Here is an 18,149-nt window from a genome sequence, read left to right on the forward strand (position 1 = left end):
TGTCCCCTTCGTCTAGTGGCCTAGGACACCGCCCTTTCACGGCGGTAACAGGGGTTCGAGTCCCCTAGGGGACGCCACGATTACCCGCTCTGCGGGATTTTTAAGGGTCATTCAATTATTGAATGGCCCTTTTGTTTGTCTGGCGTTTAGCCAATCCTCCTTCCTTTTTCCCTGAATGTTCTTCTGACCAATGGTCATGCCTGTGGCTTGCGAAATATTATTATGGTAATAATATTCGAAGCATGAGATTCGGAGGCAACGATGAACGATAAAAAAGCGCAAACCCGCGAACGCATTCTGCAAGCTGCCGGCGCCGCCCTGGTACAACGCGGCCCGGCCGAGCCGAGTGTGGGCGAAGTCATGGGCGCGGCGGGGCTTACCGTCGGCGGTTTCTACGCGCACTTTGAAAGCAAGGACGCACTGATGCTGGAGGCCTTCACCGAGTTGCTGGCCCGGCGTCGCGCCGCCGTCGATGACATGGACTCCTCGCTGACCGGTGAAGAGCGTCGCGCGCTGGTCGCAGCGTTCTACCTGTCGCGTAAACACCGTGACTCCACCAGCCAGGCGTGCCCGATCCCGTCCACCGTGGGCGAGATGAGCCGCCTGCCGGACGAATTTCGCCAGGCCTTGAACGAACACTGCGAACTGATGGCGGCACAGCTGGCCGCCAGTCCGGAAGACACCGACAAGGCCCTGGCCGACATGGCACTGATGATCGGTGGCTTGTCGCTGGCCCGCGCCCTGGGCCCGGGTGAGTTATCGGATCGTGTATTGCGTGCGGCCAAGTCCGCAGTGCGTTAAGAACGGCTTCTGGCCTGAGGGATGAGCGATGGGCACGTTGAAATGGATTCGTGGCGTCAATGGCACCTTGGGCCGGCTGGCGCCGCAAACGGTGGCCAGCAAGATGCGTCGGGTGTTCATGACGCCTCGCGATTTGCCGCCACGTGACTGGGAGCTGCCGCTGCTGGCGCAGTCCGAGCGCATCACTTTGCGTTTCGGCCTGTCGGCGCTGAAGTGGGGCCAGGGCCCTGCGGTGCTGTTGATGCACGGCTGGGAAGGGCGCCCGACGCAATTCGCCAGCCTGATCAGCGCATTGGTGGACGCGGGTTATTCGGTGGTTGCGCTGGACGGCCCGGCCCACGGGCGTTCGCCGGGGCGCGAAGCCCATGTGCTGCTGTTTGCCCGTGCCATGCTGGAAGCGGCTGCCGAACTGCCACCGCTGCATGCGGTTGTCGGTCACTCCATGGGTGGGGCCAGCGCGATGTTGGCGGTGCAGTTGGGCTTGCGCACCAAGGCGTTGGTCAGCATCGCCGCACCCTCGCGGTTTCTCGACGTGCTGCGCGGTTTTGCCGGCATGGTCGGTTTGCCGGCGCGAGCGCGTTCGGCGTTTATCCAGGAGGTCGAGCTGACGATGGGCATGCCTCTCAAGCACCTCGATGTCGCCCACTATCAAATGAATATCCCGGGCCTGATCGTGCATGCCGAAGACGATACCTTCGTCTCGGTCAAGGCTTGCCAGGTCATCCATGACGCCTGGTTCGACAGCCGCCTGCTGCGCCTGGAGCAGGGCGGGCACCAGAAAGTGCTGGCAGATCCTCGCGTGATCGAAGGCGTCCTGGCGCTGCTCGCCGGCCGCCACGTGCCGGAGCGCCAAACCGCCTGAACCATGGGTTACACTGCTCGCCGCCGACATTAATCGACCGGGAGCACTGCATGGGCTGGGATTTGGCAACGCCGTTTATCATCGATCTTCAGGTCGGTGCCGAAGACATCGACGGCCTGGGGCACGCCAACAACGCGGTCTATGTGTCCTGGCTGGAACGCTGCGCCTGGCGCCATTCCCAGCGCCTGGGGTTGGACCTTACCGAGTACCGCCGGCTGGACCGCGCCATGGCCGTGGTGCGCCATGAGATCGATTACCTCGCCGCCGGTTACGAGGGCGATGAACTGCAGTTGGCGACCTGGATCGTCGACTGGGACCAGCGCCTGAAAATGACACGACGCTTCCAGCTGGTACGCCCGCGTGATGGCGCTACCTTGCTGCGAGCGCAAACAACCTTTGTCTGCATCGAACTGTCCAGCGGCAAGCCCAAGCGCATGCCGTCGGAATTTCTTGAGGGTTATGGCCCTGCGCTGCAAGGCGGATTACCTGCCAGCGTCTGAAACCAGTAAACTGCGCCACGTTTTTCGTTGAGTGTTTTCCATGCAAATTGCTTTGGCGCCCATGGAGGGGTTGGTCGACAACATCCTGCGGGACGTGCTGACCCGGGTCGGTGGTATTGATTGGTGCGTGACCGAGTTCATCCGGGTCAACGACCGCCTGCTGACGCCTGCCTATTTCCACAAACTCGCCCCTGAGTTGCTGCACGGTGCCAAGACCGCTGCCGGCGTGCCGCTGCGTGTGCAGTTACTCGGTTCAGACCCGGTGTGTTTGGCGGAAAACGCCGCCCTGGCGTGTGAGCTGGGCTCTCAGGTGGTTGACCTCAACTTCGGTTGCCCGGCCAAGACCGTGAACAAGTCCCGTGGCGGTGCGGTGCTGCTCAAGGAGCCGGAGCTGCTTAACCAGATCGTCGAACACGTACGGCGTGCGGTGCCGGCACATATTCCCGTCACGGCCAAGATGCGCCTGGGCTTCGACAGCCCCGACGGTGCCCTGGTGTGCGCCACGGCCCTGGCCGAAGGCGGCGCAGCGCATATCGTGGTGCATGCCCGCACCAAGGCTGACGGCTACAAACCTCCGGCGCACTGGGAGTGGATCCCGCGTGTGCAAGAGGTGGTCAAGGTGCCAGTGTTCGCCAACGGTGATATCTGGAGCGTTGAAGACTGGCGGCGGTGTCGCGAAATCAGTGGTGTCGAAGACATCATGCTCGGTCGCGGCCTGGTGGCCCGTCCCGACCTGGCCCGGCAGATTGCTGCCGCGCGGGCCGGGGAAGAGGTGGTCGAGATGACTTGGGCGCAGATGCAACCCATGCTCCAGGAATTCTGGCGGCAATCCGTTGAGCAATTGACCGAGCGCCAGGCGCCGGGACGCTTGAAGCAATGGCTGGCGATGCTGACCCGCAACTATCCCGAAGCAGTTGAACTATTTACGCTGATGCGGCGGGAAACCGACCTGGAGCAGGTAGGACGATTGTTGGGGGTGCCTGATTCGGTTGCGCTGCAAAATTGAGTACATATATATAAGCGTTTCAATCCAGTAGGAAAGGGTGCCGTGGGCGCCCTTTTTTTTGCTTGAAATAAGGCCTCGGATCGTTAACAGCGAGTGTTTGTGGGCACGTGACTAGAGCTTTTTGATTGCTTTATATATGTGAGCAAGTTTCTTGTTTGCTACAGAGTCTTGCGGTGTCAGCGGCGCATATTTTTAAGTTTTGTTAGTTGGGGTATGAGGGGCGCGCGCAATAACACAGATATGAATGACTGGCGTGGGTGAGTGATTTCATCAATTTGCCTTAACGGCTGACTGTTGCCTGATATATCCATTTTGCCCACGGCGACCACCGGGTAAGCATGATGTTTTACGGAAAGTCCATAGGATAAAGTCTCTATTTTCATTTGATTTCCTTATGTGAAGGCCGATTTTCGGAACCCGATGCTCGCAACACCCACGAAAGTAGGGAGTGTGCAGCACTCGGGTTTGTTTCCAGTCCAGAACCTGGACGGTCTGTTTGCAGACCGCTGAAGGAGTTTTGGCAATCACTGAATAAGGATTTGTTTATGTCTAATTTGTCGGTCAATAATTTCCCTCGCTTGACTAATGACTTCAATCAGCAGAATGCAGACCTGCCAAAGTCTGTCGACAAGAGCGCCGGCGAAATCCGGGCGAATACGCCCGGCACAGTATTGAAAAACAATCCCGCCGTGGTGACGGATGGAACCGTCACCTTCAACAAGGATGCACTCGAGAAGTTGTTCGAGTTGTTTGAATATGCATTCAAGGCCATACGGAACATGCTGTCCGGACAGGGCGGGATGCCCAAGTTGGTACCCGATGCTGGCCCGCTGCCTAAACCCGAAAAGAGTAGCGATACTCCGGTGAAGGATAAGGCGGACAGTAAGTCGAATGTGCCGGACACTGCGGCCAAGGACAAGGCGGGGACTGACTCGCAAGTGCCGAACACTGTAGCCAAGGACAAAGCCGAGACCAACTCGCCGGTATTGAACACTGCACTCAAGGACAAGTCCGGGACCAATCCTGAGGTGTCGGTACAGAAAGACAAGCCAGCAAACAATCCAGCGGTCCCGAGTTCCGAGGTTAAGGTAACGCCTAAACCCCTGCCAGATCCCCGCAGGCCAGACCCTGCATCGGGCAAGGACGTGCAGCCGAACAGCCGGAGCAGTTCCGACGTGAACGTCACGGTCCAAGTGATGAACTGCCATTGTCCTCACCCGGATGCAACGAAGCCGGTCCCGCCTAAGCCCGATGCACCGGTCCCGCCGAAGCCAGACGTGCCGGTTCCGCCTAAGCCCGATGCACCGGTTCCGCCGAAGCCAGACGTGCCAGTCCCACCGAAGCCCGATGCACCGGTTCCGCCGAAGCCAGACGCTCCGGTCCCACCGAAGCCGGATGCGCCTAAACCAGATGCTCCGAAGCCGGATAAGCCGGAGCCGGACATCACTTCGCCAGGGCCGTCTGAGGATTTCTTTGAGTTCGAAACCAGCGGCAGGCGTCGAGCGTTCGACAACGACTGGCGGTTTAATCCCGGCCGCCGGATAAGCAGGTAAGTCGGCCACTTCCTCAGTTTTTTTCAACAAGGCGCTCCCGATCAAAAACGTCGGGGGCCCTTGATGAAGGATGGTTATATGTCTTGTTCAGAAATCAATAATGCGGGCGCGGTCAGAAACTATTATCAACATTCGCAAACCGGCAACACACCAGGACGATCGGTTCCCGTGCAGCCGGTATTCGTTAATAACCAGGTCCTCTCATCGTTCGGTAATAACGATCAAAGTACCGTAGGGAACACAGCCAGCGACACCCCGCTGTTAGCAAAGCTCCTCGAACTGTTCACCCAGTTTTTTACACAGTTGCAAGGCCTGCTGGCGGGCAAGGAACTGGCGAATACAGTGGCGACCAAGGTAACGCCTGCGCCCCCGCCGGCAGTGCTGCCCAAGCCGGATGCACCCCTGCCGGATCCAGCACCGCAGCCGCTTCCTGATCTGTCCGATAAGCGCAACGGCGCCAAGCCGGCAAATATATGGAACGGTTTTCGCCAGGGCCCTGACGGTAATTGCGTGACCATTTCGGCGATCAAGGCGGCGATGGCGAAGTTCGGTCAAAGCCCGACCGATATCTTCAAGTCTGTTCAAGCCAAGGGTGATGGCTATCACATTGTCATGCGTGACGGGTACGCGCTGGATTTGAGCAAGGATGAATTGGCCCAAGCCAGGCGTGGCTCGAAGTTTGTCCCGATGCGCGATCCCGGCATGCTCAAGGATGCGCACTTTCTATTTGCCGTCAGCGCCAAGCGAGCGATGCTGGAAAACAATGACGGGACTGCAGGCAGGAGCTTTCAATCCGCGATAAACAGCCTCAACGACGGTGAGGACGAAACGGGGCCCGGGGAAGGCTTCAAGCGTCTGGGCTTGCGCCAGCATATGAAAGAAGTTCCGGTCAGTGCGTTTGCTGATAAATCATTGATCGGTATGGTCAACAGGAGCAGGCACTCTGTAGCAGTGGTTGATGGGTGTGAGGAGATGTATGGGACTAAAGCGGGAAGACCGCGGTTTGGACGGGCTATTGCATTGGTTGGCTAACGGGCTGTCCATAAAACAATAAGAAGATGATCATTGCTGCGCAACACGTTAAATCTATAACTAGATCTTGTTGAAATTATTATCTGACTGAGTGCAGTTCATCGCGTGCAGAAAATACTGTATGCCGTGTTCATGCACTTTCTTTTTATGCCTGAACGCAACGTGCAGGTGGCAGCGTTTACCACGGGCTATTGTGTGTTCGCCCTTTAAGGAGTGCTCCATGATTACGATGAATACGGGTTATGCAATGAGTACGGCGGTCCATCATCCTGCGCGTGTATACGGGGGTGAAAATAAATCCGTCGACAGTGTAAGTACTTTGAATTCTACCGAGCGACAGTTCGGTGAGCATTTTGATACGAGCAGCCATTCTGCTGTTATCCAGATGATGATATCGACCTTCGGTCCTGCGCGCGCTGATCTATTTGATGAAGTAAAGCGCGTTGGCTCGGGGTATGACGTTACGCTGAAAGACGGTTATAAGTTGCATGTTTCCGATCATGAAGTGCATGGCACTGCCTCAGCGTCGAGATTTGTCGGTGGTGATGCCAGTACAGTGGAAAACGCGAATTTCGCATTGGCTGTCTTCGTCAAGCGCAAACAATTGTCCAGTTCCGACAGCCGTATCAGCAGCAGCTTTAACGCGGCCTTGACCATGTCCTTACAGGGTGAGACTGCATCGAACCTGCTCAAGGGCATGGGCATGGGCCGGTTTATGCAGCAGATCCCTTCGGAGCAACTCGTCGGCAAGAACTCCGTCGGCGTCATGGAGGCGCATAACTTCGGTGCCGCGTTGATTCGGGATGGGGTGGCGCATCGGTTTGACCGTCAATATCGCCCCGACCGTCCCTACGTCTACGTGCTGGACAAGGAGGGGCAAACGGCTAAGCCGGTCAAGCGAGATGTGCCGGTTGCTCCGGTCGATGGTCCCCTCGTCGATACGCCGTCCACCCGGCGTGGCCGCAAGCCCGTTGACATTCTCAGCGGATTTAACGCGGCCGAGCGAGGATTCGGTGAGGTTGTTGATGGCAGCAGCCATGCCTGCGTCATAAAAATGATGATGATGAGGTTTGGTCCAGACGCCACGGATATGTTCGAGAAAGTCACCCCGGCGGGAGACGGGTATGACATCACGATGAAGGACGGTTTCGAACTGCATTTTTCCCGGCAAGAGTTGCAGCAAGCGACCACGGCCTCGCGATTCGCTGGGAACAACCCCGACGCGGTGAAGCAGGCCAACTTCATGCTGGCGGCGTACACGAAGCGCAAGCAGATGACCCGCGGTGACCAGGACCCTGGGGCATCGTTTGAAAAGGTTTTATCGAACACGCTCAAAGGCGATACGGAATACCGCGTGTTGAAGGGCTTGGGCATGACTGGCTTCTTGCGCATCGTGCCACCCGCCAAGATGCAGGAGCAGGGCGCGGTGGGGGTGGTCAGTACTTTTGGCTATTCGAGTGCCTTGGTACTGGATGGCCTGCAGCACAGCAATGGTGACAAGCCATCGATCGTCAAATCTTATGGCTACATGCTCGCCGAGGAGGTACCGGACGGAGTGCCCGTTGGTTCAAGCACGCGGCCCCCACCTATTTCCAATGTACCGGTCGGGGTCAGGCCTGGGAATATCTGGAGTGGATTCTATCAAGGTGTCGAGGGGAACTGTGTCACGGTATCGGCGATCAAGGCGGCGATGATGAAGTATGGGCAAAGTCCCCGGGGCATCTATAAAAACATCACCGAGACCCGCGACGGTTACACCGTGACGATGCGCGATTCCAGCAAGGTCAGCTTGACCCATGCAGAACTGAAAACAGCCCGGGAACACTCGAATTTCAAAGGCACCGACGCCGGCCTGCTCAAGGATGCGAATTTCCTGTACGCCGTCAGCGCCAAGCGGGCGCAAATGGAGAACCACGAGTTTCGTGCCGGCGAGAGCTTTGAAGCGGCGATGAGCACGCTCAATGATGGCGAGACCCCTGGTGATGCACTGCGGCGTCTGGGTTTGTTCGCCTTTACCCGAAGCAGCAGCGTCCAGGCGCTGGCAGATGGTGCAACCGGCACGTTGGCGAACTTCATGCATTCTGTTGTCGTCGTTGATGGGGCTTTTGATGATTACGGGTATAAACACCCACTGAAATCATCAAGCTGGATGGATGAAGAGGGCACGGCGCTAACGCTGGTTTAGGTTTAAAGGTGCAGAGTTTGAGAAACACAGGCCACGAGATCTCGTGGTCTTTTTTCTGCGCGCAGAAAAGACAAGTCCGATGGTGGCCGGCTGCATATGCCTTGCAATCTGTGTCCGCATACGTAGTTGGCCTCGGCTACTCTCATCCACTCTGGAACCTCCTGGTCATGGATGAAATTCAACAGCATTGGCTGTATGCCCTGTCTGCTCCCATGGTGTCCATCAACCCTGGCGCCGGTTATCTCGAGGCGCCGCCTAGCAGCGCCGGGGAGTGCTTTGCATACTGCATGGTAGGTGTGCCCGAAAATGGAAAGCACTTGAACCTACAGGCTCAAAAAGCAGCTGCCCATCAGGAAAATCCGGTGCAACTTATTCCGATGAAGTGGCCTGGGGCATTCGCTTCAGTACCTGCCTGAACCCTTCCACCGGCAAGGGCCGACTGTGCAGATACCCCTGATACAAATGACACCCAAGCCCCTGCAAAAACGCCAGTTGCTCAGGGGTTTCCACTCCTTCGGCAATGACGTCCAGGTTCAAGCTGCGCGCCATGGCCACAATGGCGCGGATGATCTCCGCATCGTTGGGGTCATGGGTGGCGTCGCGCACAAACGACTGGTCGATCTTCAGCGCATCCACCGGCAGGCGCTTGAGGTAGGTCAGCGACGAATAGCCGGTGCCGAAATCATCCATCGCAAAACTCACGCCGAGCTTTTTCAGGCGGCGCATTTTGCTGATGGTGTCGTCCAGATTCTGGATCACGATGCCTTCGGTGATTTCCAGCTTCAGCAGGGTATAAGGCAGGTGGTGGGTGCGCAGGCTGCGTTCTACCCGTTCGACAAAATCATTCTGGCGAAACTGCCGCGGGCTGATGTTGACGCACAGGCTGAAGTTCAGCGGGTCTACCAGGCCCTCGGCAATCAACTGCGCGAAGGTGCTGCAGGCTTCGTCGAGGATCCAGGTGCCGACTTCAAGGATCAGGCCGCTGTCTTCCAGGACCTTGATGAATTCCGTCGGGGACTGTGCGCCCAACTGCGGATGTTGCCAGCGCACCAGGGCCTCGGCGCCGACGATGGTGTTGCCGCGCGCATCCACCTGGGGTTGGTAATGCACGCTGAACTCGCCGCGGGACAGGGCCAGGCGCAGGTCGGTTTCCATGCGCAGCCGCTCGCTGGCGGTTTTCTGCATGCTGTTGTGGAACATCTGGATGGTGTTGCGCCCTGAATCCTTGGCCCGGTACAGGGCGATGTCGGCGCGCTTGAGCAAATCTGCCGGGGTTGAGCCGTGATCGGGGATCAGCGCCACACCGATGCTCGGGGTGACTTGCAGGCGGTGGCCATCCAGGAACATCGGTTCGGATAACAGTTCGCGCAGGGTATCGGCCAGCTCCTGGACCTGAGTGCTGACTTGCGGGCGCGTGCCTTCCAGGCCGCTGAGCAGCACCACAAACTCATCGCCGCCCAGGCGTGCCACGGTGTCTTCCATGCGCACACTGGCTTCAAGGCGTGCAGTGACGATCTTCAGCACCGTGTCGCCGACCGGGTGGCCGAGGGAATCGTTGATGTGCTTGAAGTGGTCCAGGTCAAGAAACAGCAGGGCGCCCCGCAGGTTGTGGCGCTTGAGCAGGGCGATCTGCTGGCTCAGGCGGTCCATCAACAGGGCGCGGTTGGGCAGGTTGGTCAGGGGGTCGTGATAGGCCAGGTGGCGAATCTGCGCCTGGGCGTTTTTCAGCAGGCTGACGTCCCGGGCGGTCAGCAACAGGCAGGGGGTTTCATTGAGGGTGATGGGCTCCACCGACACTTCAACCGCCAGCACTTCACCGCGCTTGTTGTGCCAGAGCATTTCCAGGTGATGAATGCGGCCCTTGATCTGCAACTCGGCCAATAACGCCGCGCGCTGGTTTTCATCGGCCCAGATGCCGATCTGGTACAGCGTCAGGCCGATCGCTTCTTCGGCGCGGTAGCCGGTGAGGCGGCAGAAGCCGTCATTGACCTCCACGTAGCGCCCGGTATCGCGCTCGGTGATCGACACCGCATCGGGGCTGGAATGAAAGGCCTTGGCGAACTTCTCTTCGCTGGCCTTGAGCGCCGCTTCCGAGCGCTGTTGTTGGGTGATGTCCCGCAGGGTGGTGACGATGCAGGGTTGGTCGCTGACCTGGATCAGGCGGCTTGATATCACACAGTTCAGGGTCTGGCCGTTCTTGTGATGAACGGTGATTGCCACGTTGCTCAGGGATTGTTCGCGGATCACCTGCTCGATGCGCTGCAGGCGTTGGCTGGACTCCTCCCACAAGCCGATCTGCTCGGCGTTGTTGTTGAGCACCTCGGCGGCGGTCCAGCCGAAGGTCTGGGTGAAGGCCGGGTTGATCTCGATAAACTGGCCGGTCTCCAGGCGCGTCACGCAGATCGGGTCGGGGCTGGCGAGGAACAGGCTGGCGAATTTTTCTTCGGATGCGATCAGGCGCTGCTCACGTTCAACCTGGTCGGTGATGTCGAGCAGGGTCCCGGCCATTCGCAACGGTACGCCCGTGTCATCGCGATACAGGCGGGCGCGGCTTTCCAGGTAGCGCGAACTGCCGTCTTCCAGTTGCACGCGGTAGGTCAGTTGGTAGTTGCCCGCCGGGCCTTCGCGCAGGGTGCGGTAGGCGTTGCGCATGCTCTCGCGCTCTTCCTGGGGCATGCCTTCAAAGAAGGCCTCGAAGGATTCGTGGAACGGTTGGGGTTCCAGCCCGTGCAGTTGGGCGGCGCGGGCCGAGCCATAGAGCATGCCGCTGGGGATGTGCCAGTCCCAGGTGCCCAGTTGCGCCGAGTCCAGGGCCAGGTCCAGGCGTTCCTGGCTGTCCTTGAGGGCCTGCTCGGCATTCTTGCGCTCGGTGGTGTCGAGGAAGGTGCTGATCAGGTAGTCCTCGCCGTCCAGCTCGACTTTCTGGGCGCTGAGGGTGCCATTGTGGACCTGCCCGTTGCTGGCGCGAAACTGCACTTCCATGGTGATGGGGGCGCCTTTGCGCTGGGTGGCCTTGACCAGATGCGTGCGTTGTTCCGGGTGTACCCAGAGGCCCAGCTCCAATGTGCTGCGGCCAATGGCATCGGCCAACGGCCAGCCGAACAGGCTCTCGAAATACTGGTTGGCTTCGCTGATCAGGCCGTCCGCCTGGCGGGTCAGCAGGACCATCAGCGGGCACAAATGGAACAGGGTGGCGAAGCGCTTTTCCGAATGGCTGAGGGCGTGTTCGCGCTCGCGCTGGTGGGTGATTTCGCGGATCACCCCGATCATTCGCCGACGCCCGGCCTTGTCCGGTAGCAGGCTGCCGTTGATTTCCAGCCAGTGCAGGCTGCCATCGGGCCATTGGATACGGTGGTGCATGGCCTGGACAGCGGGTTCGCCGGCCAGCACCGCATGAAAGGCCCGGACCACCTTGGCGCGGTCCTCGGGGGCCAGCAGGTCCAGGTACTCCAGGTCTTCAGGCAGCGGCTGGCGCGGGTCGAAGCCGAACAGGGCCTGAGTGCCTCGGGACCAGCTGATCCGGCCGGTATCGATTTCCCAGCTCCAGGCGCCCAGCCGGGCAGCGTTGAGCGCCGCGAGCAGTTGCGGCGCGCTGTCCCAGCTTTGCTCCGCCTCCTGTGGGTCCAGGGCGTAGATGCGGGGCAGGGGTGGCACGGTATCGACGGGGTTGCGCATTATCAAAGGGCCTTGGCTCGATGGGCGTTCGGCGCGGGTTCCACGGTCTACGGGCCACGGCGATTCAAGCCTGATTCCCTGGCAGATCGACCTGTGCATCCAATAGGCTCATGAAAGCCCGCGCAGCGTTCGACAGCGTCCTTTCGGTGTGCACGATATAGCCTAGCTGGCGACTGAGCTGTATGCCCGGCAAAGCGATGCGTGCCACCTGGTCATCGAGCATGGTGCGCGGCAATACGCTCCAGGCAAGGCCAATGGAGACCATCATCTTGATGGTTTCCAGGTAGTTGGTGCTCATGGCGATGTTTGGCGTCAGGCCCTGGGCCTCGAACAGCCGCTGCACGATATGGTGGGTAAAGGTGTTGCCGCCGGGAAACACCGCCGGGTGCCGGGCGATGTCCGCCAGGCTGACGCTGCCGTTGCTGATCAGGCTGTGTTCCGGCGCCACCACGAAATCCAGCGGGTCGTCCCACACCGGGGTGGCCCGCACCAGCGTGTGGGGCTCCGGCGCCAGGGTGATTACGGCCACTTCGGCGCGGCCATGGAGGATTTCTTCGTAGGCCACTTCCGAATCGAGAAACTGAATGTCCAGCGCGACATTCGGGTATTCCCGGGTGAACGTGCGCAGGACCGGTGGCAAGCGGTGCAGGCCGATGTGATGGCTGGTGGCCAGAGTGAGGCGACCGCTGACCTCGCCGGTCAGGTTGGTCAGGGCGCGGCGGGTGTCGTCCAGTACATTGAGAATCTGATACGCCCGGGGCAGCAGCGCCCGTCCGGCTTCGGTGAGGCCGACTTCACGCCCCAGCCGGTCGAACAGGCGCACCTTTAATTGTTGCTCCAGGCCGGCGATGCGCTTGCTGACGGCCGGTTGGGTCAGGTGCAGGCGTTCACCGGCACCGGAGAAGCTGCCGGTCTCGGCGATGGCGATAAAGGCATTGAGGTTGGCCAGGTCCATTGTGCTATTCCAGTTGGTAATCCAAAGCATAAAAAATATGAATTTGAGTTATTTAATGTAGCGCCATACCATCAGCCTCACAAGCCAAAGGGTTATTGAATCGTTCAAGGCCCGGGGCATAGAAACACCTGATGAGGACCGCGTGATGGCCGGCAAAACGCTTTACGACAAGCTTTGGGATTCCCATGAAGTGAAACGGCGCGATGATGGGTCGTCGCTGATCTACATCGACCGTCACATCATCCATGAAGTGACCTCGCCCCAAGCGTTCGAAGGCCTGCGACTGGCCGGGCGCAAGCCTTGGCGCGTCGACTCGATCATCGCCACCCCGGACCACAACGTGCCGACCACACCGGAGCGTAAAGGCGGGATCGACGCCATCGTCGACACCGTGTCGCGCCTCCAGGTGCAGACCCTCGATGATTACTGCGACGAATATGGCATCACCGAATTCAAGATGAATGACGTGCGCCAGGGCATCGTTCACGTGATCGGCCCGGAGCAGGGCGCTACCTTGCCCGGCATGACCGTGGTTTGCGGCGATTCCCACACCTCTACCCACGGGGCGTTTGGCGCCCTGGCCCACGGTATTGGTACCTCCGAGGTGGAACATGTATTCGCCACCCAGTGCCTCGTCGCCAAGAAAATGAAGAACATGTTGGTGTCGGTGGAAGGTGAGTTGCCTTTCGGCGTCACCGCCAAAGACATCGTCCTCGCGGTGATCGGCAAGATCGGCACCGCCGGCGGTAACGGCCACGCCATCGAATTCGCCGGCAGCGCGATTCGCGACCTGTCCATCGAGGGCCGCATGACCATCTGCAACATGTCCATCGAAGCCGGTGCCCGCGTGGGCATGGTGGCGGCGGACGAAAAGACCATTGCCTACGTCAAGGGTCGCCCGTTCGCACCTGCCGGTGCTGATTGGGACGCCGCTGTCGAAGCCTGGAAAGACCTGGTTTCCGACGCCGATGCGGTGTTCGACACCGTGGTTACTCTTGATGCCGCCCAGATCAAGCCGCAAGTCAGCTGGGGCACCTCGCCGGAAATGGTGTTGGCCGTTGACCAGAACGTGCCGGACCCGGCCAAGGAAACCGACCTGGTCAAGCGTGGTTCCATCGAGCGCGCCTTGAAGTACATGGGCTTGAAAGCCAATCAGGCGATTACCGACATCCAACTGGATCGCGTATTCATCGGCTCCTGCACCAACTCGCGGATCGAGGATTTGCGCGCTGCGGCGGTGATCGCCAAGGGCCGCAAAGTCGCCTCGACCATCAAGCAGGCGATCGTGGTGCCAGGTTCGGGCCTGGTCAAGGCCCAGGCTGAAGCCGAAGGCCTCGACAAGATCTTCCTCGAAGCCGGTTTTGAATGGCGCGAGCCGGGTTGCTCGATGTGCCTGGCGATGAACCCGGACCGTTTGGAGTCGGGCGAGCATTGCGCGTCCACCTCCAACCGTAACTTCGAAGGGCGTCAGGGCGCCGGTGGCCGTACCCACCTCGTCAGCCCGGCCATGGCTGCTGCGGCTGCCGTCAACGGTCGTTTCATCGACGTTCGCGAATTGATCTGAGGAATACCCGATGAAAGCTTTTACTCAACACACCGGTTTAGTCGCGCCGTTGGACCGTGCCAACGTGGACACCGACCAGATCATTCCCAAGCAGTTCTTGAAATCGATCAAGCGCACCGGTTTTGGCCCGAACCTGTTCGACGAGTGGCGCTACCTGGACGTAGGCTACGCCTACCAGGACAACTCCAAGCGCCCGCTGAACAAGGACTTTGTGCTCAACGCCGAGCGTTACCAGGGCGCCAGTGTATTGCTGGCCCGGGAAAACTTCGGTTGCGGCTCCAGCCGTGAGCACGCGCCGTGGGCCCTGGAAGAATATGGCTTTCGCAGCATCATCGCGCCGAGCTACGCCGACATCTTCTTCAACAACAGCTTCAAGAACGGCTTGCTGCCGATCATCTTGAGCGATGCCGAAGTGGATGAGTTGTTCCAGCAGGTGGAAGCCGATGTGGGCTACCAGTTGACCATCGACCTGGCGGCGCAGACCGTGACCCGTCCGGACGGCAAGGTGTATCACTTTGAAGTGGACGCCTTCCGCAAGCACTGCCTGATCAATGGCCTGGACGACATCGGCCTGACCTTGCAGGACGGCGATGCGATTGCCGCGTTTGAAACCAAACACCGGGCCAGCCAGCCTTGGTTGTTTCGCGACGCTTGATTCCATGTAGACCGGACTGGCCCCTTCGCGAGCAAGCCCGCTCCCACATTTGATTGCATTTCAACTGAAGGAACTCGGTCGAATGTGGGAGCGGGCTTGCTCGCGAAAGGGCCAGCAACAGCAACACAAAAACCAGGGACATCATCATGACCAGCACCGCCCACACCCAAGTCGTGCAAAAACAATTCGGCGAACAGGCCTCGGCCTACCTGAGCAGCGCAGTACATGCTCAAGGCACCGAATTCGCGCTGCTCCAGGCCGAACTGGCCGGGCAGGGCGCTGCACGACTGCTGGACCTGGGTTGCGGCGCCGGTCATGTGAGTTTCAACGTGGCACCGTTGGTCAAGGAAGTGGTGGCGTACGACCTGTCCCAGCAGATGCTTGACGTGGTCGCCGCCGCTGCCGTGGACCGTGGCCTGGACAACATCCGCACTGTGCACGGCGCCGCCGAGCGCCTGCCGTTTGCCGATGGCGAATTCGACTTCGTGTTCAGCCGCTACTCGGCGCACCATTGGAGCGACCTGGGCCTGGCCCTGCGTGAAGTGCGCCGGGTGCTCAAGCCGGGTGGCGTGGCCGCGTTTGTGGACGTCTTGTCACCGGGCAGCCCGCTGTTGGACACTTACCTGCAAACCGTCGAAGTGCTGCGCGACACCAGCCACGTGCGTGACTATTCCGCCGGCGAGTGGATGCGCCAGCTCAGCGAAGCCGGTTTGCATGTGCGCAACAGCAGCCGCCAGCGCCTGCGCCTGGAATACACCTCGTGGGTCGAGCGCATGCGCACCCCAGAGGTATTGCGTGCCGCGATCCTGGAGCTGCAAAAGGCAATGGGCCAGGAAGTGCGCGATTACTTCGAGATTCAAGCCGACGGCACCTTCAGCACCGACGTGCTGGTGGTGTGGGCCGAACGCTGATTAATTTTTCCCGACCTGCCCACGGGCGGGTCGCTTGATGAAATGAGGAACGCATGAGCAAGCAGATTCTGATTCTCCCTGGCGACGGCATTGGTCCGGAAATCATGGCCGAAGCGGTCAAGGTGCTGGAAGTGGCTAACGCCAAGTACAGCCTGGGCTTCGAACTGAGCCACGACGTGATCGGCGGCGCGGCCATCGACAAGCACGGCGTGCCTCTGGCCGACGAAACCCTGGAGCGTGCCCGCGCAGCCGACGCCGTGCTGCTGGGCGCCGTGGGTGGCCCGAAATGGGACAAGATCGAGCGTGACATCCGCCCTGAGCGCGGCCTGCTGAAGATCCGTGCGCAACTGGGCCTGTTCGGCAACCTGCGCCCGGCGATCCTTTACCCGCAACTGGCGGACGCTTCCAGCCTCAAGCCGGAAATCGTCGCGGGCCTGGACATCCTGATCGTCCGCGAACTGACCGGCGGTATCTACTTCGGCTCGCCACGGGGCGTGCGCGAGTTGGAGAATGGCGAGCGTCAGGCCTACGACACCCTGCCGTACAGCGAGAGTGAAATCCGCCGTATCGCCCGTGTCGGTTTCGACATGGCCCGTGTGCGTGGCAAGAAGGTCTGCTCGGTGGACAAGGCCAACGTATTGGCGTCCAGCCAGCTGTGGCGTGAAATCGTCGAGGAAGTCGCCAAGGACTACCCGGACGTCGAGCTGAGCCACATGTACGTCGACAACGCCGCCATGCAGCTGGTGCGTGCACCGAAGCAGTTCGACGTGATCGTCACCGACAACCTGTTCGGCGACATCCTGTCCGACCAGGCCTCGATGCTTACCGGTTCCATCGGCATGCTGCCGTCGGCCTCCCTGGATGCCAACAACAAGGGCATGTACGAGCCGTGCCACGGTTCGGCGCCGGACATCGCCGGGCAGGGCATTGCCAACCCGTTGGCGACCATTTTGTCGGTGTCGATGATGCTGCGTTACAGCTTCAACCTGACCGACGCCGCGGATGCCATCGAGCAGGCCGTGAGCCTGGTGCTCGACCAGGGCCTGCGCACTGGCGACATCTGGTCCCAGGGTTGCACCAAGGTCGGTACGCAAGAAATGGGCGACGCAGTAGTCGCCGCGCTGCGGAATCTGTAATCTCTCGGGCCCGCTTGCAGATGTTGCTGCAAGGCGGCCCACTTTTGAACAAGGTGTAGTTGCGATGAAACGTGTAGGTCTGATCGGTTGGCGCGGTATGGTCGGTTCCGTGCTCATGCAGCGGATGCTGGAAGAGCAGGATTTCGATCTTATTGAGCCGGTGTTTTTCACCACCTCCAATGTAGGTGGTCAAGGGCCGTCCGTGGGCAAGGACATTGCTCCGCTCAAGGACGCCTACAACATTGAAGAACTGAAGACCCTCGACGTCATTCTGACCTGCCAGGGTGGCGACTACACCAGCGAAGTCTTCCCCAAGCTGCGCGAAGCCGGCTGGCAGGGCTACTGGATCGACGCCGCTTCCAGCCTGCGCATGCAGGATGACGCGGTGATCGTGCTGGACCCGGTCAACCGCAAGGTGATCGACCAGCAACTGGACGCGGGCACCAAGAACTACATCGGCGGCAACTGCACCGTCAGCCTGATGCTGATGGGCCTGGGCGGCTTGTTCGAAGCCGGCCTGGTGGAGTGGATGAGCGCCATGACCTATCAGGCGGCCTCCGGTGCCGGCGCGCAGAACATGCGTGAACTGATCAAGCAGATGGGCGCGACCCACGCCGCTGTCGCCGATCAACTGGCTGACCCGGCCAGCGCGATCCTCGACATCGACCGCCGTGTGGCCGAGGCCATGCGCAGCGAGGCCTACCCGACCGAGAACTTCGGTGTGCCATTGGCCGGCAGCCTGATCCCGTGGATCGACAAGGAACTGCCTAACGGCCAGAGCCGTGAAGAGTGGAAGGCCCAGGCCGAGACCAACAAGATCCTCGGTCGCTTCAAGAGCCCGATCCCGGTGGACGGTATCTGCGTGCGCATCGGCGCCATGCGTTGCCACAGCCAGGCGTTGACCATCAAGCTGAACAAAGACGTGCCGATCGCCGATATCGAAGGGCTGATCAGCCAGCACAACCCTTGGGTCAAGCTGGTGCCGAACAACCGTGATATCAGCATCCAGGAACTGAGCCCGAACAAGGTGACCGGTACCCTGAATGTGCCGGTTGGCCGTCTGCGCAAGCTGAACATGGGTACGCAGTACCTGGGCGCGTTCACCGTCGGCGACCAACTGCTGTGGGGCGCGGCTGAGCCGTTGCGTCGCATGCTGCGGATCTTGCTGGAGCGGTAATCGCTGCTGGTCATTGGAAACCCACGTTCTGGTGACAGGCGCGGGTTTTTTTATTGCTCTTCAGGGCCTCTTCGCGAGCAAGCCCGCTCCCACATTCGAGCGAGTTTCTTCAGTTGAAATGCGATCAAATGTGGGAG

General features: G+C 60.0%; 15 protein-coding genes and 1 tRNA gene. 13 read left to right on the plus strand and 3 right to left on the minus strand.

Annotated elements, in window-relative coordinates; translation table 11 throughout:
* The first annotated feature begins 1 nt into the window (after position 1).
* The 5 genes from AC3WKX_RS31715 to AC3WKX_RS31735 all read left to right on the plus strand — a co-directional run bounded on the left by AC3WKX_RS31715 (position 2) and on the right by AC3WKX_RS31735 (position 3,169).
* Positions 2–77 (plus strand) — tRNA-Glu (locus AC3WKX_RS31715).
* Positions 78–261: 184 nt separating this feature from the next.
* Positions 262–801 carry a TetR/AcrR family transcriptional regulator gene (locus tag AC3WKX_RS31720; protein ID WP_003214462.1) on the plus strand — a complete coding sequence of 180 codons (540 nt, stop codon included), beginning with the start codon at positions 262–264 and terminating at the stop codon, positions 799–801.
* 28 nt (positions 802–829) lie between these two features.
* Positions 830–1,663 carry an alpha/beta hydrolase gene (locus AC3WKX_RS31725; protein WP_102368520.1) on the plus strand — a complete coding sequence of 278 codons (834 nt, stop codon included), beginning with the start codon at positions 830–832 and terminating at the stop codon, positions 1,661–1,663.
* Between the two features lie 50 nt (positions 1,664–1,713).
* Positions 1,714–2,163: an acyl-CoA thioesterase gene (locus tag AC3WKX_RS31730; RefSeq protein ID WP_102606274.1), complete on the plus strand. Its 450-nt coding sequence runs from the start codon at positions 1,714–1,716 to the stop codon at positions 2,161–2,163.
* Between the two features lie 40 nt (positions 2,164–2,203).
* The gene (locus AC3WKX_RS31735) at positions 2,204–3,169 is read left to right on the plus strand and encodes a tRNA dihydrouridine synthase (protein WP_003214454.1); all 966 of its coding nucleotides are present in this window, start codon (positions 2,204–2,206) and stop codon (positions 3,167–3,169) included.
* A 176-nt stretch (positions 3,170–3,345) separates the two neighbouring features.
* On the opposite strand, the gene AC3WKX_RS31740 is transcribed toward AC3WKX_RS31735, so the two are convergent.
* Entirely contained in the window at positions 3,346–3,552 is a 207-nt protein-coding gene (locus AC3WKX_RS31740; RefSeq protein ID WP_146013741.1) for a hypothetical protein, read from the minus strand.
* Between the two features lie 162 nt (positions 3,553–3,714).
* On the opposite strand from AC3WKX_RS31740, the gene AC3WKX_RS31745 reads away from it, so the two are divergent.
* From AC3WKX_RS31745 to AC3WKX_RS31755, 3 genes are all read left to right on the plus strand, one after another.
* Complete coding sequence (locus AC3WKX_RS31745; protein ID WP_492574865.1) at positions 3,715–4,722, plus strand: adhesin; 1,008 nt, start codon at positions 3,715–3,717, stop codon at positions 4,720–4,722.
* A 78-nt stretch (positions 4,723–4,800) separates the two neighbouring features.
* The gene (locus AC3WKX_RS31750) at positions 4,801–5,754 is read left to right on the plus strand and encodes a hypothetical protein (protein ID WP_218167347.1); all 954 of its coding nucleotides are present in this window, start codon (positions 4,801–4,803) and stop codon (positions 5,752–5,754) included.
* Between the two features lie 220 nt (positions 5,755–5,974).
* A complete protein-coding gene (locus tag AC3WKX_RS31755; protein ID WP_102606276.1) occupies positions 5,975–7,939 on the plus strand; it encodes a hypothetical protein in 1,965 nt (654 codons plus the stop codon).
* Between the two features lie 369 nt (positions 7,940–8,308).
* Here AC3WKX_RS31755 and AC3WKX_RS31760 read toward each other — a convergent pair whose 3' ends face one another.
* Both AC3WKX_RS31760 and AC3WKX_RS31765 read right to left on the minus strand, forming a co-directional pair.
* Entirely contained in the window at positions 8,309–11,614 is a 3,306-nt protein-coding gene (locus tag AC3WKX_RS31760) for a bifunctional diguanylate cyclase/phosphodiesterase (RefSeq protein ID WP_102606278.1), read from the minus strand.
* A gap of 64 nt (positions 11,615–11,678) precedes the next feature.
* A complete protein-coding gene (locus tag AC3WKX_RS31765; RefSeq protein WP_102606279.1) occupies positions 11,679–12,569 on the minus strand; it encodes a LysR family transcriptional regulator in 891 nt (296 codons plus the stop codon).
* A 145-nt stretch (positions 12,570–12,714) separates the two neighbouring features.
* Between AC3WKX_RS31765 and leuC the strand changes: the two genes are divergently transcribed.
* From leuC to asd, 5 genes are all read left to right on the plus strand, one after another.
* Positions 12,715–14,133 carry a 3-isopropylmalate dehydratase large subunit gene (gene leuC / locus AC3WKX_RS31770; RefSeq protein ID WP_008438759.1) on the plus strand — a complete coding sequence of 473 codons (1,419 nt, stop codon included), beginning with the start codon at positions 12,715–12,717 and terminating at the stop codon, positions 14,131–14,133.
* Positions 14,134–14,143: 10 nt separating this feature from the next.
* On the plus strand, positions 14,144–14,788 hold the full coding sequence (leuD, locus tag AC3WKX_RS31775) for a 3-isopropylmalate dehydratase small subunit (RefSeq protein WP_003212660.1): 645 nt from the start codon (positions 14,144–14,146) through the stop codon (positions 14,786–14,788).
* Between the two features lie 146 nt (positions 14,789–14,934).
* Positions 14,935–15,699 (plus strand): class I SAM-dependent methyltransferase, encoded by a 765-nt coding sequence (locus AC3WKX_RS31780; protein ID WP_003212662.1) that lies wholly within the window; start codon positions 14,935–14,937, stop codon positions 15,697–15,699.
* Between the two features lie 53 nt (positions 15,700–15,752).
* Positions 15,753–16,835, plus strand: a complete 1,083-nt coding sequence (leuB, locus tag AC3WKX_RS31785; RefSeq protein ID WP_003212664.1) for a 3-isopropylmalate dehydrogenase — start codon at positions 15,753–15,755, stop codon at positions 16,833–16,835.
* Positions 16,836–16,899: 64 nt separating this feature from the next.
* Positions 16,900–18,012, plus strand: coding sequence for an aspartate-semialdehyde dehydrogenase (gene asd / locus AC3WKX_RS31790; RefSeq protein WP_010175747.1), 1,113 nt, complete (start codon positions 16,900–16,902; stop codon positions 18,010–18,012).
* Positions 18,013–18,149: the final 137 nt, after the last annotated feature.

It is taken from the genome of Pseudomonas sp. GP01-A4 (assembly GCF_058780865.1).

Coding starts and splice junctions, on each gene's coding strand:
- AC3WKX_RS31720 (WP_003214462.1), top strand. CDS start 262: ATGAACGATAAAAAAGCGCAAACCCGCGAACGCATTCTGCAAGCTGCC.
- AC3WKX_RS31725 (WP_102368520.1), top strand. CDS start 830: ATGGGCACGTTGAAATGGATTCGTGGCGTCAATGGCACCTTGGGCCGG.
- AC3WKX_RS31730 (WP_102606274.1), top strand. CDS start 1,714: ATGGGCTGGGATTTGGCAACGCCGTTTATCATCGATCTTCAGGTCGGT.
- AC3WKX_RS31735 (WP_003214454.1), top strand. CDS start 2,204: ATGCAAATTGCTTTGGCGCCCATGGAGGGGTTGGTCGACAACATCCTG.
- AC3WKX_RS31740 (WP_146013741.1), bottom strand. CDS start 3,552: ATGAAAATAGAGACTTTATCCTATGGACTTTCCGTAAAACATCATGCT.
- AC3WKX_RS31745 (WP_492574865.1), top strand. CDS start 3,715: ATGTCTAATTTGTCGGTCAATAATTTCCCTCGCTTGACTAATGACTTC.
- AC3WKX_RS31750 (WP_218167347.1), top strand. CDS start 4,801: ATGTCTTGTTCAGAAATCAATAATGCGGGCGCGGTCAGAAACTATTAT.
- AC3WKX_RS31755 (WP_102606276.1), top strand. CDS start 5,975: ATGATTACGATGAATACGGGTTATGCAATGAGTACGGCGGTCCATCAT.
- AC3WKX_RS31760 (WP_102606278.1), bottom strand. CDS start 11,614: ATGCGCAACCCCGTCGATACCGTGCCACCCCTGCCCCGCATCTACGCC.
- AC3WKX_RS31765 (WP_102606279.1), bottom strand. CDS start 12,569: ATGGACCTGGCCAACCTCAATGCCTTTATCGCCATCGCCGAGACCGGC.
- leuC (WP_008438759.1), top strand. CDS start 12,715: ATGGCCGGCAAAACGCTTTACGACAAGCTTTGGGATTCCCATGAAGTG.
- leuD (WP_003212660.1), top strand. CDS start 14,144: ATGAAAGCTTTTACTCAACACACCGGTTTAGTCGCGCCGTTGGACCGT.
- AC3WKX_RS31780 (WP_003212662.1), top strand. CDS start 14,935: ATGACCAGCACCGCCCACACCCAAGTCGTGCAAAAACAATTCGGCGAA.
- leuB (WP_003212664.1), top strand. CDS start 15,753: ATGAGCAAGCAGATTCTGATTCTCCCTGGCGACGGCATTGGTCCGGAA.
- asd (WP_010175747.1), top strand. CDS start 16,900: ATGAAACGTGTAGGTCTGATCGGTTGGCGCGGTATGGTCGGTTCCGTG.